21 protein-coding genes are annotated in these 22034 nt (G+C 43.3%); 19 read left to right on the plus strand and 2 right to left on the minus strand.

Annotated features, from left to right (window positions below):
- The first annotated feature begins 2 nt into the window (after positions 1-2).
- The 4 genes from C1N53_RS15575 to C1N53_RS15590 all read left to right on the plus strand — a co-directional run bounded on the left by C1N53_RS15575 (position 3) and on the right by C1N53_RS15590 (position 3271).
- Complete coding sequence (locus tag C1N53_RS15575) at positions 3-1103, plus strand: hypothetical protein (RefSeq protein ID WP_137760190.1); 1101 nt, start codon at positions 3-5, stop codon at positions 1101-1103.
- Positions 1104-1433: 330 nt separating this feature from the next.
- Complete coding sequence (locus C1N53_RS15580; RefSeq protein WP_137760191.1) at positions 1434-1823, plus strand: hypothetical protein; 390 nt, start codon at positions 1434-1436, stop codon at positions 1821-1823.
- A 137-nt stretch (positions 1824-1960) separates the two neighbouring features.
- On the plus strand, positions 1961-2953 hold the full coding sequence (locus C1N53_RS15585) for a MoxR family ATPase (protein WP_137760192.1): 993 nt from the start codon (positions 1961-1963) through the stop codon (positions 2951-2953).
- 138 nt (positions 2954-3091) lie between these two features.
- Complete coding sequence (locus C1N53_RS15590; protein WP_137760193.1) at positions 3092-3271, plus strand: hypothetical protein; 180 nt, start codon at positions 3092-3094, stop codon at positions 3269-3271.
- A gap of 121 nt (positions 3272-3392) precedes the next feature.
- On the opposite strand, the gene C1N53_RS15595 is transcribed toward C1N53_RS15590, so the two are convergent.
- Positions 3393-4754 carry a T9SS C-terminal target domain-containing protein gene (locus tag C1N53_RS15595; protein ID WP_137760194.1) on the minus strand — a complete coding sequence of 454 codons (1362 nt, stop codon included), beginning with the start codon at positions 4752-4754 and terminating at the stop codon, positions 3393-3395.
- Positions 4755-4787: 33 nt separating this feature from the next.
- Entirely contained in the window at positions 4788-7592 is a 2805-nt protein-coding gene (locus C1N53_RS15600) for a TonB-dependent receptor (RefSeq protein ID WP_137760195.1), read from the minus strand.
- A 547-nt stretch (positions 7593-8139) separates the two neighbouring features.
- Here C1N53_RS15600 and C1N53_RS15605 point away from each other — a divergent pair.
- From C1N53_RS15605 to iscX, 15 genes are all read left to right on the plus strand, one after another.
- Positions 8140-9450: a porin gene (locus C1N53_RS15605; RefSeq protein ID WP_137760196.1), complete on the plus strand. Its 1311-nt coding sequence runs from the start codon at positions 8140-8142 to the stop codon at positions 9448-9450.
- Positions 9451-9714: 264 nt separating this feature from the next.
- A complete protein-coding gene (locus C1N53_RS15610) occupies positions 9715-10695 on the plus strand; it encodes a PstS family phosphate ABC transporter substrate-binding protein (RefSeq protein WP_137760197.1) in 981 nt (326 codons plus the stop codon).
- A 115-nt stretch (positions 10696-10810) separates the two neighbouring features.
- Positions 10811-11647, plus strand: a complete 837-nt coding sequence (gene pstC, locus C1N53_RS15615) for a phosphate ABC transporter permease subunit PstC (RefSeq protein WP_240773241.1) — start codon at positions 10811-10813, stop codon at positions 11645-11647.
- Entirely contained in the window at positions 11640-12497 is an 858-nt protein-coding gene (gene pstA / locus C1N53_RS15620; protein ID WP_137760199.1) for a phosphate ABC transporter permease PstA, read from the plus strand. The genes pstC and pstA overlap by 8 nt, the downstream gene beginning before the upstream one ends.
- A 7-nt stretch (positions 12498-12504) precedes the next feature.
- Positions 12505-13269, plus strand: coding sequence for a phosphate ABC transporter ATP-binding protein PstB (gene pstB, locus C1N53_RS15625; protein ID WP_137760200.1), 765 nt, complete (start codon positions 12505-12507; stop codon positions 13267-13269).
- A gap of 64 nt (positions 13270-13333) precedes the next feature.
- The gene (phoU, locus tag C1N53_RS15630) at positions 13334-14017 is read left to right on the plus strand and encodes a phosphate signaling complex protein PhoU (RefSeq protein WP_137760201.1); all 684 of its coding nucleotides are present in this window, start codon (positions 13334-13336) and stop codon (positions 14015-14017) included.
- Between the two features lie 151 nt (positions 14018-14168).
- Complete coding sequence (locus tag C1N53_RS15635; protein ID WP_137760202.1) at positions 14169-14816, plus strand: heme exporter protein CcmB; 648 nt, start codon at positions 14169-14171, stop codon at positions 14814-14816.
- A 238-nt stretch (positions 14817-15054) separates the two neighbouring features.
- Positions 15055-15720 (plus strand): cytochrome c biogenesis protein CcsA, encoded by a 666-nt coding sequence (ccsA, locus tag C1N53_RS15640; RefSeq protein WP_137760203.1) that lies wholly within the window; start codon positions 15055-15057, stop codon positions 15718-15720.
- Positions 15707-15979: a CcmD family protein gene (locus C1N53_RS15645; protein ID WP_137760204.1), complete on the plus strand. Its 273-nt coding sequence runs from the start codon at positions 15707-15709 to the stop codon at positions 15977-15979. The genes ccsA (C1N53_RS15640) and C1N53_RS15645 overlap by 14 nt, the downstream gene beginning before the upstream one ends.
- A gap of 111 nt (positions 15980-16090) precedes the next feature.
- Entirely contained in the window at positions 16091-16507 is a 417-nt protein-coding gene (locus C1N53_RS15650; RefSeq protein WP_137760205.1) for a cytochrome c maturation protein CcmE, read from the plus strand.
- 75 nt (positions 16508-16582) lie between these two features.
- On the plus strand, positions 16583-19183 hold the full coding sequence (gene ccsA / locus C1N53_RS15655; protein ID WP_137760206.1) for a cytochrome c biogenesis protein CcsA: 2601 nt from the start codon (positions 16583-16585) through the stop codon (positions 19181-19183).
- A 96-nt stretch (positions 19184-19279) separates the two neighbouring features.
- Positions 19280-20500 (plus strand): glycosyltransferase, encoded by a 1221-nt coding sequence (locus tag C1N53_RS15660; RefSeq protein ID WP_168194044.1) that lies wholly within the window; start codon positions 19280-19282, stop codon positions 20498-20500.
- Positions 20497-21294, plus strand: coding sequence for a Rossmann-like and DUF2520 domain-containing protein (locus C1N53_RS15665; RefSeq protein WP_137760208.1), 798 nt, complete (start codon positions 20497-20499; stop codon positions 21292-21294). Before C1N53_RS15660 ends, C1N53_RS15665 begins: the two co-directional genes overlap by 4 nt.
- Before the next feature lie 97 nt (positions 21295-21391).
- On the plus strand, positions 21392-21721 hold the full coding sequence (locus C1N53_RS15670) for a 2Fe-2S iron-sulfur cluster-binding protein (RefSeq protein ID WP_137760209.1): 330 nt from the start codon (positions 21392-21394) through the stop codon (positions 21719-21721).
- Between the two features lie 18 nt (positions 21722-21739).
- The gene (iscX, locus tag C1N53_RS15675) at positions 21740-21982 is read left to right on the plus strand and encodes a Fe-S cluster assembly protein IscX (RefSeq protein WP_137760210.1); all 243 of its coding nucleotides are present in this window, start codon (positions 21740-21742) and stop codon (positions 21980-21982) included.
- Positions 21983-22034: the final 52 nt, after the last annotated feature.

Here is a 22034-nt window from a genome sequence, read left to right on the forward strand (position 1 = left end):
CAATGGAAGACAAATATAATCAATTACACCTAGAGCGTTACAGCAAAGAGCTGGCAAATAACTTATGCGACCGCCACTTTGCCTCTTACGATACCCTGAACGGGCCTCAGCTGATAGGTTTTACGCCTATAAAACAGGTAAATCTTTTTGCTATTAAAGAGCTGCTTCTGAAATGGCATCATGAAATGGCCAACCTCAGAAGTCCGTATTTTGATTATGAGCACGAGGATGTAAAGGAGGCGCTTCTAAACTTTATGAACGTACTCTCGCGCAAGATACTTATGAAGCGTAATGCTTTTGAACCACTCCTGCAGAAAGCCATCTATGATACCTTCTTGATCGTATTGGACCCTGTAGCTGTCTTCGAAGAGAAGTTTCTGAGAATACAGGAAGAGATTACCTTGCCTAAGCTACAGGAAAACCTCAAATACATAGACCTGGACAAGCAGCTTTTCTCAGGCTTTGTGGAAACGCTTTCACCTTCTAACAGAGACCGCGACTATATACTGAGCCGTTTCAGGTTGTATGTAAAGGCTAACGAAAGTAACCGTACTACCTTACCCCAGTTGCTGCCACAGTTTAACCAACTTTTACCTGTTACAGTGCAAGACCTGCAACAACATGCTACACCACCTATCATAACTCCGGAAGCAGCTAAGCCTGCACCTGTGGCACCACAGGCTGAAAAGGATATTGTAGCGCCTATACACATGGCACAACGGGAGGCTGTAATACCTCCGGCAAGCAAACCAACTCACCCTGCAGACCATAACCTGAACGAACGCTTCAGGGCTGAGCGTCCTACTTTGCATGAAAGCTATATGAAATCTGCGCAATCGTCGCTGGCAGATGCGCACAGTAACAGGAAAATAGATTCCTTAAAAAACTCTATTTCTATTAACCAGCGCTTTAGTTTTATAAACGAGCTTTTCGAAGGCGACAACATGGCCTATTACCAGGTTATCAAAACCCTGGACGAGTTTAACAGCTCGGATGCCGCCAAGCAATATGTTATAGAAGATCTGAACAGCAAGTATAACTGGAGCAAAAAGCAGGAGCATGTGCAGAAGCTGCTTAAACTGGTTGATCGCAAATTCTCTTAATAACAGGCAGAAGCATATCCTATACAGAAAAGGCCTTTACAAACAGTAATGGCCTTTTCTGTATAGGAAGTATCTTGCCCGGAGCCGGAGCAGATAGGAGCCGGAGCAACAGCAGGAACCAAAAATTATAGTAATTTTCAGGCAAATGTAGCCTGTAAACTATTGCAAATAAAAAGTCTAAACACTAATTATGCATTTACTTTAAGCTGTAGTGTTATCTAAAATATTTGAAATTGCACTAAACTAACTTATCTAAAAAAAGTGCTTTTGTAGCGACACAAACAGGAACTGGGCCCGTACTAACAAATTAAATTAACCATATTATCAGCCATGAGAGACGATTTCGATTACGATGACGACAACCTAGACTATAACTTCGATGACGACGAAGACGATGATGACTTCGGGATGACGTTTGAAGAAGACTTATACCTGATGATACGGGAAAAACTACGTGATACGGTGCAGGAGTTTAAAACCCAGTATCCTGTGCTTAAAAAGCTGGAGTCTTCGCTAAGCTCGTTTAAAGTGAATGCTAAAAATACCGACGATGCCAAGTTTTACCCGTTGGCAGCAAAGCTCCTGAGCGAGCACATTAAACCATTAACTGAGGAATCAGAAGAGATAGAGGAGATTTACGAAAACCTTCAGGCAGATATTGCCCGCTTTAAGAACCAGCGTGCCCACGGCCATGAAGGAGAGCTTTATCTCTCAAAATAATAAACCCCTACGAACGTTTAATAGAGCCTGGTTTGCAAAGCAAACCAGGCTCTATTGCTTTAGGTACTGGTATTAACGTTGGCAAGTCTGTTCCAGAATACTTATATTTAAGAGTTTTTAAAGCATGTTACGTTAGTATGGCAGCAGAAGAATTAATTTTTCAGGACAGGATTATTGAAAACCAGCGAAAAATAAAGCAGGTTTTCCAGGAAGTTGGCAAAGTGGTAGTGGGGCAGTCCTATATGGTTAACCGTCTGCTGATAGGCTTGTTTACCGGTGGCCACATTTTGCTGGAAGGCGTGCCTGGACTTGCAAAAACGCTTACGATCAACTCCCTTTCCAAAGCCTTGCGCCTGGATTTTCAGCGTATACAGTTTACACCTGACCTGCTGCCTTCCGACCTGATCGGAACCATGATTTATAACCAGAATGCTTCGGCATTTGAAGTTAAGAAAGGTCCTATCTTTGCTAACCTGATTTTGGCAGACGAAGTAAACCGATCTCCTGCCAAAGTACAATCGGCACTGCTGGAGGCGATGCAGGAGAAGCAGGTAACTATTGGCGAAACTACTTTTAACCTGGATCTGCCCTTTCTGGTGCTGGCTACGCAGAACCCTGTAGAGCACGAAGGTACTTACCCCCTTCCAGAGGCACAGGTAGACCGCTTTATGATGAAGGTATATGTGGACTATCCTAAAAAGGCAGACGAACTGGAGATTATGCGCCGTATGGCCAACATGTCGTTTCAGGATTCTGTAGCAACAGTGCTATCTAAAGAAGATATTTTCTCTATCAGAAATGAAATAAACCAGGTGCAGATTTCGGAAACGCTGGAGAAGTATATTATAGAGCTTGTGTTTGCCACCCGCCGCCCTGCCGAATACAACCTGAACGAGTTTGCCGACTATATCCAGTTTGGTGTATCGCCACGTGCCAGCATCGCCTTAAACAGAGCTGCAAAAGCTGTTGCTTATTTTGATGAGCGGGATTATGTGCTTCCTGAGGATATCAAAGAAGTAGCCCATGATGTGATGAACCATCGCATTATTCTTAACTATGAAGCAGAGGCAGACGGTATTAAAACCAAAGATTTTATTGAAAGCATTCTGAGTAAGGTGCCTATCAGCTAATCTTCTTTTGCTGCAGCTATTTTAAGAACTATACTATTTACAACACTCTTTTTAGTACAACCGTAAAGCCTAAACACTTACCCTACCCTCACCTACAGGTAGTGCAGGTGCTTTCATGTTTCACTAAAAGAGAGAGTTATGTTCAGAGGTTTATTTAAATTCTGGTTATTAAGCAAGTTGTTCGGCGGCAGAGGCGGTGATGGCAGAGGCAAAGGAGGCTGCGGAGGTATTGGCTGTATCGGCTTAATTATTTTAATAGTGCTTGCTTACCTCCTGTACCAGTACCTGGGCAGTGGAACAAGTGGCGTCGATTTTTAATAATAAAAGAAAACCCGCCTCTTGCGGAGGCGGGTCATGCAGAATGGGAGACTAAGCCACTCTACCTATGATTGCAACAAATGTTTCTCACCCATACATGTGCAATCAATTTTTACAATTATTAGTAAGCTGTATTTTGTGGGTCGAAGTTAGCCCAGCCAGAAGTCCAGTTGGTGGCACCGAAAGCACCAACAAAGTCAACTTGGTCAAAGAAGCTGTCTAAGCCTGTGAAGCTTGGCTGCACAGTTGTAACTGCTTTTGTGAATGTTGGGGTAGCCGTATAAGCACCAGCAATGTTCAGGGTTGTTGCATCTGCCACAACAGCATTTCCTCTACTGGTAGCAGTAAACCATCCTGCTACATCAAAAGAGCTACCGTCTACTACTGTAAGCGCTTTACCAGTTGGGCTACCAGCTATAACAGTATTCTGAATCTTGAATTCGCCATTTGTTGCGTTTGTTTCAGTAGCAGTACCATCTAATAATAAACCTACAGGCCAGCCCATCACAATAGAGTTGTGCAGCTTAGTACGGTTGTTACGACGAAGGTGCAGACCACGCTTGAAGTTGGAATTCACTTGAGCGGCTGGATTAGTTTGTAGCGGCCCGAATAAAGTTACGTTAGAGTATGTCGGTGCCGTAATTGGAGTAGCAGTAGTGCCTTGTGAGTTGTTGTCAGACTCAAAACCATTTGATCCTGACACATCAGAAGCAGAGCCTGAAATACCTAATAAGTACTGCAGCTTACCGCTATAACCATTATCAGTATCAAACATGTCGTCTACATTTCTGAAAGCAATAAGATGTTTTGCGTTTACAGTACCTCCAAACCACTCAAAAGAGTCGTCACCACAATAAGATACCTGTACGTAATCTATTGTTGTACCAGAACCTACACCACCCATTGTAAGGCCATTTATTTCATTATCAGGCTGAAAAGCAATACCAGGGAATTCTATACGTACATATTTAAGTACACCGGAATTATCAGTAGCTTCAGATCCACCGTACTCTCTGTCTACACCACCTTCAATCATTGCACCAGATCCAAGGTTAACAGGAGCTTTACCTAGTATAATCAAGCCTCCCCAGTCACCGGCAGCACGAGAGCCAGCTGGTTTAGCTGACGTGAAGACAATAGGCTTAGAAGCCGTACCTTCTGCCATAATTTTCGCTCCACGTTCAATAACTAGCGTACCTTTTGAGTTTACTCCATTAGCATCGATATAACCCATGATAACAGTTCCTGGCTCAATAGTTAAAGTTGCCCCCTCTTTTACATATACAAATCCTTTTAACAGATATTTTGTATTCGCTCTTAATGTAAAGTTCTCTTCTGTAGAACCAGAGATAACAGTCATACCGTTTGATTGCTCTACAGTAAACTGCTCACCTGTTGTCACCCCAGGAGAATCATCGTCATCACAGGCAACAAATGAGACTGCAAGAAAAGCCACCAACAATAGGTTAAATAACTTTTTCATAATTGAATTGATTAATAAAAGGTTTAGTTGTTTTTAGAATTTGTATGTGATACCCAAAGTAGAATATTGTCCTTTGCGGAAAACCCTGAAAGGTTCATCTACTGATGTTATTTTTTGATCGTCGTCAGAATCCTGGATCAAGCGTGTTTTCTGATTTAACAGATCTTGAATGCCTGCTTTAATTTCAATATGTTCTCCTATACCTTTTGTTAGCGAAATATCTATTAGATTTCGAGGCATTTCATACACAGCCTGTCGCAGGTTACTTCCTGCAGCAAAAATGCGTCGCCCAATAACATTGTATAGTACATTAAACTGCAACTGGCGCTCATTATCTTGGTAATATAATCCTGTGTTCAGGGCATAAGGAGATTGCCCTACCATGGCACGTTTCCCTGGCTGATAACCTGAGGACTTTTGAGACAGCTCAACTTCGCTTTTGATTAAGGCTGCATTTAGAACTACAGTTAAGTTCTGTATAAACCTACTTTCAGAAACATCAAGCAAAGATTTTCTAATTTCAGCCTCTAAGCCATAATTGAAGGCACTTTTAGCATTTTCAAATGATATCGTATTTGCACCACTAGTATTTCTGAAAACTGCTTCAATTGGTTTCTCAAAGTGCTTGTAAAACACCCCAGCAGATATTAATTCGGTAGGATTAGGATAAAATTCGTAGCGAACATCTCCATTATAAATTGTAGCATTTTCTAAAGTAGGGTTACCTATCACTTCGAGCAGGTTAACAAAATCGAAGTATGGGGCAGGCGCAATTTCTCTGAATTCAGGTCTGTTAACACTTATACTACCTCCTGCACGCAACATTGCTCTTGAGGCAAGGTTGTAAGTAAAGTTGGCAGATGGTAACACGCTCACTACTGGATTCTTACGATTGATTGGAGAATTATCAAAATTTGAGGAACGCAACTCTTGGTTATTATACTCCACACGCACACCACCTGATACAGAAAGCTTTGTTGTAATTGGTGTAGAACCACTTATATATCCAGCAATATTAGTGTTAGCAGCTTCATAGCTGTTCTGTGGATTATAGTTTTCAACTAAAATCAAGCCGTTGGTACTATTGATATTTTCTGGTGCAAAAACTTCGTTCAGCGGCTTATAAGCTATTGATTCCTCGAAATTATTGCCATAGGCAAAAGACAGAAAACGTGAGAAATAGTCTCTATCTTTTCTTTCAGCATAAAAACCAAGTCGAATTTTAGGAGCATTTTCCGCCGTAGAGTCAGCTGTACTAAATCGATGCTCATACTGGCTGCTTGCCATAATCACATGTTCGTTAAGATCAGAGTAAAAACGCCCAGCATCCTGAAGGCTAGGATTAGAACTCGGCTGTAGCAGCACTTTATAAGTTCCGTTGCCTTCATCATCCACAGTTCTTACTCTTCTGTAATCTGGCTCATTACGATTAGTATAGTTGTAGCCTCCAGTCCAGGTTAAGGATGATTTATTATCATTAAAATCATGAGTGCCTTGTAGCTGCCCAGAATATATTGTTCTGCTTTCGTAACGCAGTGCATAATTACGCTGCAATTGGTTACTATTTGTAAAATCAACACCTTCACGAGCCAATACTTCGCTGCTACCTAACTGATTAAATAAATTTCTAAATTCAATCTTATTATTATTGTTTAAACGAGCAGACCAGTTACTGATAACTCCAAGACGGACATTATTGGTAAAAACTTCATCTCTATAACTCTGCTGCCTCATACTACTGCCCAGCGAGGGATCATATGCGCCGTAAGTATCTCTTGTACCCTCAGTTATTGTTTTGGTATTACTATAAGAAACGGCATTCATACCACTCATTTGCAAAGGACCCAGATCGAAAATACGATTTAAGCCCAAGGACAAACGCAGGTCAGGAGCAGCTGTAGTAGACTGAGGAGCCCAGTTATTAGGGAATAAGCGCCCAACTTGTTGCAGTTGATCCTGTCTGCCTGATAAAGTATTAACATTTGCAGGCACACCTTCTGGAATAGCGCGTTTCCCATTATCGAACCCTAAAAAATCGGTAGTACTCTTACTATCGTTTAGAAATGTGTTAAAGGTAGTGCCTACCCTGTAAGCACCTGAAATTCCAATGTTGGTTGAATTATCAGCAACTACATTTTTTGTATATATTTTTATAACACCTCCGCCAAACTCACCAGGTAGTTCAGGGGATCCATTCTTGTAGATCATGATGCGATCTATCACACTTGTTGGAAGAATATCGAACGAAAAAGCTTTTTGATCTGGTTCTGTACTTGGTGTTAAGGCATCGTTCAGCATAACTGTATTATAACGCTGATTCATACCTCTGATAACTATATAACGGTCATTCAGAATCGTAACTCCCGGAATACGCTTAACGGTTTCTGCTGCATCACGGTCCATAGACTTAGCTATCTGCTCGCCACCAACGCCGCTTACAACCACTTCGCTTTGCCGCATTGTTTGCAATACAGCCATTTCCGTATTTGTTTGGCGGGCTCCAACTATTTCTACCCCTTGAATTTCGGTAGCCATTGATTCAAGCTGCACGTTTAACACAGCTGCTTGGCCTGCACTAACTTTTACTGCAGCACTTTCAAAAGACTTATAAGAAAGAAATGTAACTGACACAGTATATGTACCTGGGTCTAACGGCAATGTAAAATTTCCTTCGTAGTTAGTAGTAGTTCCCTTGGAAGTACCCTTTACAAACACCACTGCTCCGATAATTTCCTCCCCGGAATTCTTATCAGTAACTTTGCCTTTAAGTGTAGCCTGTTGGGCAAAGCCATAAAATGTAGTGGAAAGAATGGTGAGAAATGTAAATAAAAATTTCATTGATCTACTTTGTTTTTAGTCTCGCTGCAAAAGTAGATCAGTCATTTTAAGCTAATATTAACCACTAATTATGTTAATGTTAATCATTGCTCTTCCGTGTTAAGAGAAATTTATCTTAATGTTACCTGTAATTAAACTATTTGTTAACCACATGTAAAGTACTGTTAATATCTCCATCTTACCCTAGTTTAACCCACCACAATGAACTATACAAAATCCAAAACATGCCCTGTTTTATAAAGGACTCCATCAGTTAAAAACAACATATACTGTTTATTTTAACTTAAACCTAGGCAGACACAGAACGCGCAGCTACTATATTAATGCAATTTCCCATTCCTAAGTTATCAATAAGGGAAACCCATAAAATCTCATAACAATAACTTAACATTACCATAACACACAACTAACATCCAAGTAAGAACTTTGTGGTGCAAAAGCAAGTACAGCCTGACTAACTGGTACGAGCTGAGCAGTTGCCTTTCTGGAACGGCTGGACCCCGCCCCAGAGAGAAATAAAGCAACATGCATTAAATTCTCACCCACAATGACAAAAACAACAGTAAAAGCTGTTCTGGCAACAGGACTGTCTTTATGGTTTAGCTTTGCCCATCAAGTAAAAGCACAGGAACAAACGGATAGCACCAGCATAACCGTTGCAGCACCATCCGCGACACAGCAAGTTCCCCCTGTCGCATCTCCTACAAAAAAGTGGTATGAGAGAATCTCGCTAAGAAGCTATACCCAAATACGCTACAACCGCCTGCTCGAGACAAACCCACTGCTTAAGTGCGACCAGTGCGACAGGTCTTTAGGAGAAAACGGAGGCTTTTTTATACGCCGGGCCCGACTAATCTTCAGCGGCAATGTGCATGAAAGGGTGTTTGTGTATATCCAGCCCGATCTTGCCTCTTCTCCGGGCGGAGGTTCTCTTAATTTCCTGCAGTTACGAGATGCTTATTTCGATCTGGCCCTGGACAAAGACAAGGAATTCAGACTGCGTTTCGGGCAAAGCAAGGTGCCCTATGGGTTTGAAAACATGCAGTCGAGCAGCAACCGTATCGTGCTGGACCGTAACGATGCCCTGAACAGTGCAGTGGCTAACGAACGAGACATAGGTATTTTCTTTTACTGGGCACCTACGGTAGTGCGCGAGCGCTTCGAAGAATTGACCAACTCAGTTCTGAAAGGCTCCGGAGACTATGGCATGTTCGGCTTAGGCATCTACAACGGCCAAACGGCCAACAGACCTGAAGCCAACAATACACAACATATTGTAGCTCGTTTCACATATCCTATAAAGCTTCCTAACGGTCAGTTTATAGAACCAGGCATTCAGGCTTATACAGGCATCTATACCTTAACTGCCGATCAGCTGACTACTGGCGTTACTATTAACCCGAACAACGAAGCTACTGCCCCAACCTCTGAACCCTTGGCCCCGAATTTTAAAGATCAGCGTATAGCTGCCACCGTTGTTGTTTACCCGCAACCGCTGGGTTTTCAAGCCGAATACAACGTAGGAAGAGGCCCTGAATATGACATCGCTACAAACTCTATTCAGACAAAATCTCTGAAAGGAGGCTATGCTCAAGCCATTTATCAATTAAAAATAGGAGAACAGTTCCTGCTTCCCTTCCTGAAAATGCAATATTATGAAGGCGGCAAAAAGCACGAGTTGGATGCTACCAGCCATCGGGTTTATGAAACAGAGATAGGTGCAGAATGGCAGCCTTTTAAAAATTTTGAACTGGTAGCCGACTATAGCATCGGCGACAGAACTACAAGCAATGCAAGAGTACAGAACAACAGGCAGTCTGGCAACAGGCTCAGGCTACAGGCACAGTTTAGCTTCTAATGCGGTTTACAACTTCTATACAACAGGAAGGAACCATGCAGCTACTGTTAAAACTTAACAATAACATAACATTACTTAAGAAAGGGATTGCTTGGTAATATACCAAATTTGCAGTCGATTACATAAACTTAAAGGGACTAAACGGCATACAGCGCAAACCAACCAACTGACTGATCTACAGCTTGTAGCTCAACAGTAACCTCCAACCTTCAATTACAGTTTAATCTCACAAAATCAAACAACAACACAAAACCAATCTGGCTTATGTTAAAATTTAAGCTATATGCTGCACTTGTTTTAGGCGGCACTCTTTTGCTAAGCGCTTGCGGTGGCAATCAAAATGAAGGTTCAACTACTGCCTCTAATTTAGAAGGCAGTATTCAGATCGACGGTTCATCTACCGTTTACCCTATTACCGAGGCAGTTGCAGAAGATTTTAGAGCCGAGGCATCCGGTGTAAAAGTAACTGTCGGTATTTCGGGTACAGGCGGCGGCATGAAAAAGTTTACGCGCGGCGAAATAGATATCGTAGATGCTTCCCGCACCATGAACGCCGAAGAAGCCGCAACAGCCAACTCCAACAACATTTCATATTTAGAACTCCCTGTTGCATACGACGGCCTTACAATTGTTGTGAACCCTGAAAACGACTGGGTGAAAGATATTACAGTAGCAGAACTTAAAAAAATCTGGGAGCCAGCTGCACAAGGAACAATCACCCGCTGGAATCAGATCAGGCCGGAATGGCCTAACCAGGAGATCCATTTATATGGGGCCGGAGTAGAATCGGGAACTTACGATTACTTTACAGAAGCTATTGTAGGAAAAAGCCACTCCAGCCGTGGCGACTATACAGCCAGCGAAGACGACAATGTGTTGGTACAAGGCGTTTCAACAGATAAATATGCACTGGGCTTCTTCGGCTATGCATACTACGAAGAAAACCAAAATAAGCTGAAAGCAGTGCCTGTAAACGATGGCAACGACAGCAACGGTGCAGGCGCTATTATGCCTTCTCTGGAAACTGTAAAAGATGGCACCTATGCTCCGCTTTCGCGCCCGCTGTTCATTTATGTGAACTCGAAGGCAGCTGCAAGACCGGAAGTAGTAGAGTTTGTGAACTTTTACCTGGATAATGCCGCTACTCTTAGCGAAGAAGTAGGGTATATTCCAATGCCTGCCGAAAACTACAAAGAGCAGAAGCAGAAGTTCCAGCAGTTCACATCTGGCGTAGCAAAGCAATAATTTAATTATCTTATATATAGTGCGGTTAAAGACATAGTAATTTACATGCCTTAACCGCACTTAATTCTTAAGCACCTTGAGAGTACAAGAGAAAATTATTGAAGGTTTGCTGCGTATGTCCGCAGTTATCACCGTACTCATCACCATTGGTATTATCTGGGTACTGCTGTCGGAATCGGTTGCTTTCTTCAGAGAGGTTTCTATAGTGGAATTCCTGACGGAGAAAGAATGGACACCGCTGTTTGCCGACAAGAGATTTGGCATATTGCCCCTGGTGGCAGGCACCTTTCTGACTACCGCTATTGCTATTGCAGTAGCGCTCCCGTTAGGGCTAACCATTGCTGTGTACCTGAACGAATACGCCCACGCCCGCTTAAAACAGGTTGTAAAGCCTATGCTGGAGGTGCTGGCAACAATTCCAACAGTGGTCTATGGCTTCTTTGCCTTAACGGTAGTTACTCCTTTCCTGCAAAAAATTATTCCAGGCTTAGCTGGTTTCAATGCTTTATCTGCTGGTATTGTAATGGGCATCATGATTATCCCGATGATATCTTCCTTAAGCGAAGATGCCATTAGTGCTGTACCCCGCTCCTTACGGGAAGCAGCTTACGGCATGGGTTCTACCCGGTTACAAACCGCATTTGGCGTGATGGTTCCTGCCGCTTCGTCAGGCATAGTGGTATCGGTTATACTGGCTATTTCGCGGGCTGTAGGCGAAACTATGATTGTGGCTATCGCAGCCGGACAGCAACCAAGGCTAACCTTAAACCCACTGGTTCCTATCGAAACAATTACGACTTATATTGTGCAGGTAAGCTTAGGCGATGTGCCGCACGGCTCGCTGGAATACAGAACCATATTTGCAGCTGGTATTACGCTGTTTGTGTTCACGTTTGCACTAAACAATATCAGTTTCTGGATTAAAAAGAAATATCAGGAGAAGTATGACTAATTCAGATAAAAACAGGCTGAAAGACAAGGCTTTTCAAGTCTTTGGCATTTTTTGCACCTTTATAGGCATTGTTGTATTAGGTGTTTTCCTGGTTGATATTATTATAGAAGGTGCCAAAAGAATTGACTGGGACTTCTTAACCAGCCTACCCTCCAGAAGGGCCAGCAGGGCAGGTATACTTACCGCCTGGGCAGGCACACTCTGGATACTGGTATTAACAGCTGTTATTGCCTTTCCGATAGGTATAGCTACAGGCGTTTACCTGGAAGAATACAGTAAAAAAGGGCGACTGGCTAATATTCTGGAAATTAACATAGCAAACCTGGCAGGTGTACCTTCCATTATTTATGGTTTGCTTGGCCTGGAGCTGTTTGTAAGGCAAATGCGCCTGGGTGGCAGCCTACTGGCAGGTGCACTTACCTTATCGCTGCTGATACTGCCTATTATTATAGTAACTACCCGCGAAGCGATAAAAGCAGTACCCAGAAGCATCCGCGATGGTTCTTTTGCCCTGGGAGCTTCTAAATGGCAAACCACGTGGCACCAGGTACTGCCTGCCTCCTTTGGCGGTATACTTACAGGCATCATTCTGGCACTTTCCAGGGCTGTGGGAGAAGCTGCTCCGCTTATTGTGATAGGTGCACTGGCCTATGTGCCATTTGTTCCGGGCACACCTATGGATGAGTTTACAGTATTGCCTATCCAGATCTTTAACTGGACGTCTCGCCCACAGGCTGATTTCCTGGTAAATGCAGCGGCAGCCATTATTATATTATTAGCCATCACATTTGTGCTAAACGGCATTGCCGTATACCTTCGCAACAGGCAGCAGAAAAAAGTAAAGTGGTAAAGAATTCATGAAAGAGAAAACATATAAGCTGGAAGCAAAAGATTTAAATGCCTACTATGGCAACTTCCATGCACTTAAAAATATAAACCTGGCAATGGAAGAAAAGGCTGTTACAGCCTTTATTGGTCCCTCAGGCTGTGGTAAATCTACTTTCCTGCGCACGCTCAACCGTATGAACGACTACGTGGACGGCTTTAGAGTAGAAGGCGACATTCTGCTCGATGGACGGGACATCTACGATAAGAAAGTACGGGTAGATGAACTTCGCAAAGAGGTAGGGATGGTTTTTCAGAAGCCGAACCCTTTCCCGAAAAGCATTTTTGAGAATGTGATATATGGCCTTAAAATACAAGGCATTAAAAACAAAGCCGTTCTGAACGACGTTTGTGAAAAGTCGCTGCGGCAGGCGGCTCTCTGGGATGAGGTAAAGGACAAGCTGGATAAATCTGCCCTGGCTCTTTCAGGGGGGCAGCAACAGCGGCTTTGCATTGCACGTGCCCTGGCCATTCAGCCAACAGTGCTATTGATGGACGAACCAGCTTCTGCCCTCGACCCGATCTCTACTTCTAAAATTGAGGAGCTTATCTACGATCTCAAAAAGGACTACACTATTGTTATTGTTACTCACAACATGCAGCAGGCGGGTCGTGTTAGCGATCATACGGCTTTTTTCTACATGGGCGAGTTAGTGGAATATGCTAAAACCAAAACGCTGTTTACAAGCCCGAAAAACGAGCGGACTCAGAACTACATTACAGGCCGTTTCGGGTAATAGCTACAACCCTGTTCTTTTTCGTAAATACTAGGTACACTCACCCATAACACTAACAACAAGCATGTCTCATATAGATATAGAATTAGAGAAAATAAAATCGAAGCTGATGGAGATGTGGGACCTGGTTGACTACCAGGTACAGAGCAGCCAGGAAGCACTGGCCACCATTAATCATGAACTGGCCGAGAAGATCATAAACCTGGGCAAAAAGGTAAATAAATACGATATAAAAGTAGACCGCCTTTGCGAAAACGTATTTGCCCTGTTTACACCCGTAGCAGTTGATCTGCGTACACTGCTGGCTACTCTCAAGATAAATGCTAATCTGGAGCGCATTGGCGATTCTTCGGAAGGCATCGGGTATTACGTTAAAAAGTTATCAGCGCCCATTAACCAGCATTTGCTAACTGCTACCAAAACAGGAGAAATGTTTCAGGCAGCCGTCGCCATGCTGGCAGAATGCCGCACTGCTTATTTAAATGGAGATACAGAACTGGCAAAGCAGGTCATCAAACGAGATAAAGCCCTCAACAAAATTTATCACAAATCGGATAGCCTGATTGCAAAGTATATAAAAGACAATCCTGATAAAATACAGGAGGGCCTGGTTCTGCTTTCCATCATCAAAAAGATTGAGCGCATCGGCGACCAAGCCACCAATATCGCTGAAGAAATTATTTTTTACCGCGATGCCAAAGTGGTGAAGCACAAAAAGAAGAAAAAGAAGAAAGATAAAGACGAGTAGATGAAAGAGGGTATGGCTTAAAGCGATACCCTCTTTTGCTTTAGCGCAGCCTGAAACCGGCAGACCAAATAAAACTACCATTCCAGCAGTTTGTGTTGTACCTTTGCAACAAAATTGAAAAGAGGTGCTTTTTAAAGAAGTTTTATATTTAATGCAGAAGGATTTTGTGCTGGAGTGGCGGCAGAAGTATGCTTTTAACGGTATGCTGCTGTATGTGAGCAGCACTGTTTTTGTCTGCTTTCTGAGTTTTGGACTACGCCAGTTCAATCCCAGAACTGATGTGCCCGTCTGGAATGCGCTGTTCTGGATTATCCTGCTTTTTACCTCTGTAAATGCCATTGCCAAAAGCTTTATGCAGGAGAACCGGGGCAGGCTGCTTTACTTCTACTCAATTGCCAGCCCACAGGGCATTATTCTGGCCAAGATTCTGTACAATGCCTGCCTGATGCTGGTGCTTGCACTCATTTGTTTTGTGGTGTATGCGCTGGTGCTGGGAAACCTGGTACAGGATATCCCCATGTTCCTGCTCAGCATTCTGCTAGGTGCCATAGGCTTTGCTACCTCTTTAACCATGATTGCAGGCATCGCCTCCAAAGCTGCTAACAGCAGCACACTCATGGCAGTACTTAGCTTTCCGGTAATCACGCCTATGCTGCTCATGCTAATAAAAATGTCTAAAAACGCCATAGACGGATTAGACCGTAGCGCAAGTTTCGACGAACTACTTACCCTGCTTGCCATAAACATGATCGTTGTCACTGTATCTTATATCTTATTCCCGTACCTTTGGCGAACATAACTCATAAAATTTGAGTCGCTGGATTTTAGGTGATACACTTGCAGAAATGATGGTTTAAAAGCAGTTGCAGCTAAAAATGACAAGAATCACACAGATAAAATGGAGAAGAATCGAATTAAATGAATGTAAAAAGGGTTTAGAAAGTTAGGGAATGTAATTTATCAAACTTCAATTCTGTTAGTAGTGTTAATTTGATGTGGCAAAACGCTAGCATATAAAATCTACAATCTAAAATAGCATGAAAAATAACTGGTGGAAAATACTAACGGTACTCCTGCTGTTATTCACAGTAGTGGCAGGTATGTTAGCAGATGTTCCACGACTACCTATCCTAAACGAAACTGTTCGCAATCTTTTCTTCCACGTACCGATGTGGTTTGGCATGATCCTGATCCTGCTTATTTCGGTGGTGTACTCAATTAAATACCTGCGCAACCCAACCATCCAAAACGATGTGATTGCTTTTGAAGCTGCAAAAGTGGGCATATTGTTTGGCGTATTAGGTATTGTAACGGGCATGGAATGGGCTCGCTTTACCTGGGGGGAGTTCTGGAGCAACGATCCGAAGCAGAACGGAGCAGCAATAGGCCTTCTCATTTACTTTGCTTACATGGTGCTGCGCAGTTCGTTTGCAGAGCAACAGCAGCGGGCACGCATTAGTGCAGTATATAATATATTTGCCTTTGCAGCGCTTATCCCATTGCTGTTCATACTTCCCCGCTTAACAGATTCGTTGCACCCTGGCAATGGAGGCAATCCCGGCTTTAACGCATACGACCTCGACAACCGCCTGCGCCTGGTGTTTTATCCTGCTGTGATAGGCTGGACACTGCTGGGTATCTGGATTGTAAATGTGAAATCAAGATTAGAAATACTGAGACAACGCTTATATGAAAGTAATTAGAATTCTTGCCCTGTGCTGCTTTATGTTAACGGCTGCCATGGGCTTACAAACCGCTCAGGCACAAACACCTCAATCTCAAACAACTGCTGTTGCTCCCGAAGTGGAAATGGCTGACCTTCTACGCCAGGACGGTAAAATTTATGTAGTAATAGCCGTGATACTGACCGTACTGGCCGGCCTTATTTTTTACCTGATCTCTATTGACAGGAAAGTGGGCAAGCTGGAAAAGCAGCTTAAAGAAGAGTTGGTAAATCGCTAAACAGCAGCTAATCACTACTATATCAAAGTATAGCAAAAATGGCTCTGCACAATGGATTTAAAACCTGTACCAGAGTGTTAGGCTACCAGAAATAAACTACTTTTTATACAGATGAAAAAGTCACACATTATCGGGATAGTTGTTATCGCAGTAGCTATCATGATTATTATGACAACTGCCGGCGACGCCAGTACTTATGTTTCTTTCGGAGAGGCTATTGAACGTGCCCAGGACGGCAACTCTACGAAGGTGCACGTGGTGGGCCGCCTGAAGAAAGATGCAAAAGGCCATATTGTAGGTATGCAGTACGACCCATTGATAGACCCTAACTATTTTGCTTTTACGCTTGTAGATACCAACCGTTTTGAGCAGCAGGTGGTGTATTATAACCCAAAACCACAGGACTTTGAGCGTTCGGAGCAGGTGGTTATAACGGGCAACATGCAAAACAACGTGTTTGTGGCCGACAAAATCTTGCTGAAGTGCCCATCCAAGTATGTGGAGAAAGAAGTAACAGCAAGCCTTTAATTTTTAGTTAAAAGTTAAGAGTTACATATTAAATGCTCTCTTAACTTTTAACTCTTAACTCTTAACTATCAAAAAATGATTAATACGCTGATCGGAGACCTGGGGCATCTGAGTGTGATTGTAGCCTTTGTAGCAGCCATTGTGGCCTCCTATGCTTATTTTATGGCATCGCGCCAATCTGTGCAGGAAAGCGGCGACACCTCCTGGCGCACCATGGCTCGCGGTGCTTTTTATGTGCATGGTGTGGCTGTTATAGCCGTAGTGTTTATTCTTTTCAATATTATTTACGAGCACCGCTACGAGTACTACTACGCCTGGAGCCACTCTTCAAATCACCTGCCTGTTTATTACATGATTTCCTGCTTCTGGGAAGGCCAGGAAGGATCGTTCCTGTTGTGGATATTCTGGCATGTAGCCTTGGGAATAACTCTGATTAACTTCGGGAAGAAAAACAAAGTTTGGGAAGCACCTGTGATGGCGACTTTCTCTTTTGTACAGATCTTCCTTACCTCCATGATTCTGGGTGTGGTAATCGGCAACTTCAAGCTTGGCTCATCACCCTTTATCCTGATGCGCGACTTCATGACAGATGCACCTGTATTTGCCATGGATCCTAACTTTGTACCACAGGATGGCACCGGCCTGAACCCGCTCTTACAAAACTATTGGATGGTGATTCACCCTCCTACTCTTTTCCTGGGTTTTGCCGCTACTTTAGTACCGTTTGCCTTCGCCATTGCCGGGCTCTGGAAAGGTAAGTTTACCGAATGGATTCGTCCGGCTTTACCCTGGTCTCATTTTGCAGCGGTGGTGCTGGGTGTAGGTATTATGATGGGTGCTTACTGGGCCTATGAAACATTGAACTTTGGTGGCTACTGGAACTGGGACCCGGTGGAAAACGCCGTATACATTCCGTGGCTCGTGCTGGTTGGCGCAATTCACGTTATGATCGCCTACCGCAGAAGCAAACAAGGCCTCACAGCTTCCTTTATCCTAGTAATTACCTCTTTTCTGCTGATACTGTACGCCACTTTCTTAACACGTAGTGGTATTTTAGGAAATGCTTCTGTTCACTCTTTCACAGATTTAGGCCTATCAGGTCAGTTGTTCACTTACCTGGCAGCCTTTACAGTACTTGCTATAGGGCTGCTGGTATACCGCTGGAAAGAAATCCCTTCTACAGAAAAAGAGCTTTCGACGTACAGTGCCGAATTCTGGGTATTTATTGGGGCTGTAGTACTCTGCCTGGCTGCGTTCCAGGTATTATTCACAACCTCTATTCCGGTATATAACTCTTTTCTGGGCTTTATCGGAATAGAAACCAACGCAGCCTTACCAGCCGATCAGATTGCGCATTATACTAAATTCCAATTATGGGCAGGTGTGCTGATAGCCATCTTAACAGGCGTAGGCCAGTTGCTTTGGTGGAAAAAGGCGAACAAGAACAGCTTTAAAGATGCGATTACTATGCCGCTGATGCTAACGCTGTTATTTTCGGCATTGGTTATTATCCTTTCTAATAAGTTCGACATACTGCCATTTAAACTGGATAACCCGGTATACATAACCCTGTTTGTAACTTCTCTTTTTGCTGTATTTGCAAACCTGAGCATTATACTGGGACTGTTGCAGAAAAAAATCACTTTATCTGGTGGTGCTGTATCACATATAGGCATTGCCATGATGCTGATCGGTATTCTGTTCTCTTCTGGTTATTCTAACATTATTTCGCAAAACGCTTCAGGTCTGCTTTATTCAAGAGAGTTTTCCGATGAAATCAACCGTGATAATGTGTTGCTTTGGAGAAATACACCTGTACAGATGGATAAGTACCAGGTTAGCTTCAGAGGCCAGTTTCAGGAAGTAATTGGTGTGCCAGGCTATGTAAACAAAGAATTACTTTTCCCGACAGCCGATGAATATAAAGCTATTGCTCGCGGAGACATCAAGGTAAAAGATAAACTTTATTTCAAGACAGGTGACACATTAAACCTGCTTTCTCCGGAAAATACATTTTATGAAGTAGCGTATAAAAATGATGAAGAGGAGTTCGTGCTGTATCCGAGGGCACAGGCTAACCCGAATATGGGCTTATTAGCGTCTCCGGACATTAAGCATTTTGCTTCAAAAGACCTTTACACGCACATCTCTACCATTCCTGATCCTAGCGAAGAGAAAGATTGGGGAGAGCTGAAAGAGTATGATGTTAAAGCCGGCGACACGCTGATCATTAATGATTATGTGGCTGTATTCAATGGCATTGAACGTATCCAGCAGGTGCCAGGCGTGCAGTTAGCAGGAGAAGATGTAGCAGTGCAAGCCGACTTCAAGATTATGGGCGAGCGTAAAAATTACCACGCGCACCCAGTCCTGATGATCAAAGACCAGATGATGGGGCGCATCCCGGAAGTGGTGGAAGACCTCGGCATCCGCCTTATCTTCATGAACATCGACACTGAAAAGAACCAGTTCAAGATCGGAGTAAATGTGACACAGAAAGACTACATTATTCTGAAAGCAATGGAAAAGCCTTTCGTGAACATCCTCTGGATCGGCACCATTGTTATGTCTATCGGCTTTGTAATGGCTATTGTGCGTCGTAACCAGGAAGGGAATTCCGGTGAAGGCAAAGCAAAGGCAAAATCTAAAAAAGAAAAAGAAGTTCAGGTAGCCTAACCAGCACTACTTTCTATCTGAAATAAGGCAGGCTTGCATAAAGCCTGCCTTATTTGTAATATGCCCTTCACCGCAAGAAGCGATTATTACTCCTGCATGAATATATTTGTCATACCTTCCTGGTATCCTTCGTATGATTACCCGCTAAACGGAGTTTTTATCAAAGAACAGGCTATAGGAATATGTGCTTCAAATGCTTCTATAAATATAGGTATAAGCCTGTGGGGGCAGAAGGATAAACGGTACCTGCTCTGGGCAGGTGAACCGCTTACGTCTGTTAAAAAATTAGGTACCTCTCCACTCAAACCAGGCAAACACGCCCTGCTCCCTAACCTGGTCGAGTATACAAAACCTGCTTTTACCTGGACCAGAAAGGTAGCGAAAGGCAATATAAAGGCAATAATTCAAGCAAATCTATACAACATAGAGGCATTCAAAAGTGATTTCGGTGCTGTAGACCTTATACAAGCACATATTGGTTATCCTGGTGGTTATATAGCCCTGGAACTCTCACGCAGGCTTCATATTCCTTATGTACTTACCGAGCATATGGAGCCTTTCCCAAGCCCATACTATGTAAACAAGCAGGGACAGCTACAGGCTTTTTTTAAACAGGCTTACTCAGAAGCAGCTACTGTTATAGCTGTAGGTCAGACACTTGCGGCTACTATACATAGCTTGGGCATACCTCACATACAGGTACTTCCTAATTTTGTAGAGGAAACATTTTTTAAACCCCATGCAGCTATTAAACATACTGATCGTGCTTTTACTTTTTTCACGCTTGGTTCCATAGAACCTGAAAAGGGAATAGACCAACTGCTTTATGCAGTACAGGCCTTACCCAAAGAAAGCAAGGCACTGTTCAGGATCGGAGGTACAGGCACCCATCTGCAAACGTACAAAACTCTGACATCTCAACTTGGTATAAGCGACAAGGTGCATTGGCTGGGAGAAATTTCAAGAAAAGCTGCTTTGGCAGAATACCAACAATGCGATGTATTTGTGCTCCCAAGCCAGCATGAATCGATGGGAATAGTGTATGCAGAGGCAATAGCCTGCGGTAAACCTATCATCTCTACCAGATGCGGAGGGCCTGAAAGTATCGTAACAGCACAAAATGGAATACTGGTAGATAAAAACAATCCACTACAACTGGCAGATGCCATGCAATACATGATGCGGCACATAGATGATTATGATCCAAGTATAATCAGAAAGGATTTTCTGGCCAGGTTTTCTAAACAGGCCGTTATTCCTCGCTTACTGCGTGTATATGAGAACGCAATAGCTACATATAAACCTTACACTACATGAAAATTGCCTTAGTTGGTGCTGGTAATGTGGCCGGCCACCTTGCGAAAGCACTTGAGAAGATGGGCCATGAGGTGGCGGCGGTATACAGCCGCACCCGATCCCATAGCGAAGATCTGGCGCACCAGCTTGCCAACGCCACTGCTACGGAGAGCTTAAACTTTTTATCCTACGATCTGGACCTAGCTGTAATTGCCGTATCTGATACAGCAATTGCCAGTGTTGCTAAACAGCTGGAGGTAAAACCCGGAACCATTGTCTGTCATACATCAGGCTCACAACCTTTAGCTATACTAGCAGCTGTAGCAGGAGCTCGCACGGGGGTTTTATACCCATTGCAAACCTTCTCCAGAAGCAAAGCAGTTGATTTTTCACAAACCCCTATCCTGATAGAGGCTGAAGACGAAGCAACTTTACAGCAACTGCAGCAACTGGCAAAAACCCTTTCCCCCATTGTGCACCAGGTATCTTCCCTGTTAAGAAAGCACCTGCACCTGTCAGCTGTCTTTGCCTGTAATTTTACCAACCACCTGTTGGGCATCAGCAGAGAATTGCTTTCAGAAGCGAACTTACCAATTGAGCTATTGCACCCACTCATCCAGGAAACTATTGCCAAAGCTATGCAGCAAGATCCTTTTCAGGTACAGACGGGCCCTGCAGTTCGCCACGACCAGAATGTAATAGAAGAACACCTCGCCATGCTGCACCACCACCCGGCGTATAAAGAGCTATACCTGAAATTAACCCAAAGCATACAGGCTAAACATTCTGCTGCAAACAGCAGTAAAATCCTGTGATTCGGCTGAAAGTTATACTTTCTTAAGATCAGAAAGAAAGAGGGGTTTTGATTAGGAGGCCAGGTTTTATAAATTGCAGCTTAAAATAATTTGATACATGAAAGTTGTAAATATAACATTTAAGTTTGTTGATGGTCAGCCCGACCAGACGCTACCTGCCGTAGAGGGAGAATCGGTACTGGATGTGGCACTAAACAACAACATTAAACTTCAGCATAACTGTGGTGGTGTGTGCGGTTGCAGCACCTGCCATGTATACATAGAAGCAGGAATGGACGATCTGCCTGAAATCACTGATAAGGAAGAAGACTATATTGATCGCGCGGTAGATCCACGAATCAACTCGAGGTTAGGCTGCCAGTGCGTTGTTCAGGGGAACGAAGACATTGTAGTAACCATACCAGAACAAGATTTCTTAGGCCATTAAAATTGTAAAGAAAAGAATATGAGCAAGAATTACGAACCTCCTATGCATTGGGGCGACTATGAAGACATAGCGATGGCACTTTATGAAAAGTTCGGTGATGAATTCACAGAGTCTAAAATTTACCGTATCCGCTTTACAGAGCTGCTGGAGTGGGTATTATCCCTTCCGAATTTCGAGGGCACAAAAGAAGAATCCAACGAAGGCCATCTGGAGCAGATACAGGCGGCATGGGTGTACGAATGGCGTGATAATCAGGATTAATTCCAAAATTCTGTTTTAAACGAGCCAAATATTTAAAATAATATATATTTTT

Origin of the sequence: Pontibacter sp. SGAir0037, assembly GCF_005491705.1 — a bacterium.
In the GTDB taxonomy this organism is placed as follows: Bacteria; Bacteroidota; Bacteroidia; order Cytophagales; family Hymenobacteraceae; genus Pontibacter.

Excerpts from the sequence above, each read along its gene's own strand:
- C1N53_RS15575 (WP_137760190.1), top strand. The coding sequence starts at position 3 with ATGGAAGACAAATATAATCAATTACACCTAGAGCGTTACAGCAAAGAG.
- C1N53_RS15580 (WP_137760191.1), top strand. The coding sequence starts at position 1,434 with ATGAGAGACGATTTCGATTACGATGACGACAACCTAGACTATAACTTC.
- C1N53_RS15585 (WP_137760192.1), top strand. The coding sequence starts at position 1,961 with ATGGCAGCAGAAGAATTAATTTTTCAGGACAGGATTATTGAAAACCAG.
- C1N53_RS15590 (WP_137760193.1), top strand. The coding sequence starts at position 3,092 with ATGTTCAGAGGTTTATTTAAATTCTGGTTATTAAGCAAGTTGTTCGGC.
- C1N53_RS15595 (WP_137760194.1), bottom strand. The coding sequence starts at position 4,754 with ATGAAAAAGTTATTTAACCTATTGTTGGTGGCTTTTCTTGCAGTCTCA.
- C1N53_RS15600 (WP_137760195.1), bottom strand. The coding sequence starts at position 7,592 with ATGAAATTTTTATTTACATTTCTCACCATTCTTTCCACTACATTTTAT.
- C1N53_RS15605 (WP_137760196.1), top strand. The coding sequence starts at position 8,140 with ATGACAAAAACAACAGTAAAAGCTGTTCTGGCAACAGGACTGTCTTTA.
- C1N53_RS15610 (WP_137760197.1), top strand. The coding sequence starts at position 9,715 with ATGTTAAAATTTAAGCTATATGCTGCACTTGTTTTAGGCGGCACTCTT.
- pstC (WP_240773241.1), top strand. The coding sequence starts at position 10,811 with ATGTCCGCAGTTATCACCGTACTCATCACCATTGGTATTATCTGGGTA.
- pstA (WP_137760199.1), top strand. The coding sequence starts at position 11,640 with ATGACTAATTCAGATAAAAACAGGCTGAAAGACAAGGCTTTTCAAGTC.
- pstB (WP_137760200.1), top strand. The coding sequence starts at position 12,505 with ATGAAAGAGAAAACATATAAGCTGGAAGCAAAAGATTTAAATGCCTAC.
- phoU (WP_137760201.1), top strand. The coding sequence starts at position 13,334 with ATGTCTCATATAGATATAGAATTAGAGAAAATAAAATCGAAGCTGATG.
- C1N53_RS15635 (WP_137760202.1), top strand. The coding sequence starts at position 14,169 with ATGCAGAAGGATTTTGTGCTGGAGTGGCGGCAGAAGTATGCTTTTAAC.
- ccsA (WP_137760203.1), top strand. The coding sequence starts at position 15,055 with ATGAAAAATAACTGGTGGAAAATACTAACGGTACTCCTGCTGTTATTC.
- C1N53_RS15645 (WP_137760204.1), top strand. The coding sequence starts at position 15,707 with ATGAAAGTAATTAGAATTCTTGCCCTGTGCTGCTTTATGTTAACGGCT.
- C1N53_RS15650 (WP_137760205.1), top strand. The coding sequence starts at position 16,091 with ATGAAAAAGTCACACATTATCGGGATAGTTGTTATCGCAGTAGCTATC.
- ccsA (WP_137760206.1), top strand. The coding sequence starts at position 16,583 with ATGATTAATACGCTGATCGGAGACCTGGGGCATCTGAGTGTGATTGTA.
- C1N53_RS15660 (WP_168194044.1), top strand. The coding sequence starts at position 19,280 with ATGAATATATTTGTCATACCTTCCTGGTATCCTTCGTATGATTACCCG.
- C1N53_RS15665 (WP_137760208.1), top strand. The coding sequence starts at position 20,497 with ATGAAAATTGCCTTAGTTGGTGCTGGTAATGTGGCCGGCCACCTTGCG.
- C1N53_RS15670 (WP_137760209.1), top strand. The coding sequence starts at position 21,392 with ATGAAAGTTGTAAATATAACATTTAAGTTTGTTGATGGTCAGCCCGAC.
- iscX (WP_137760210.1), top strand. The coding sequence starts at position 21,740 with ATGAGCAAGAATTACGAACCTCCTATGCATTGGGGCGACTATGAAGAC.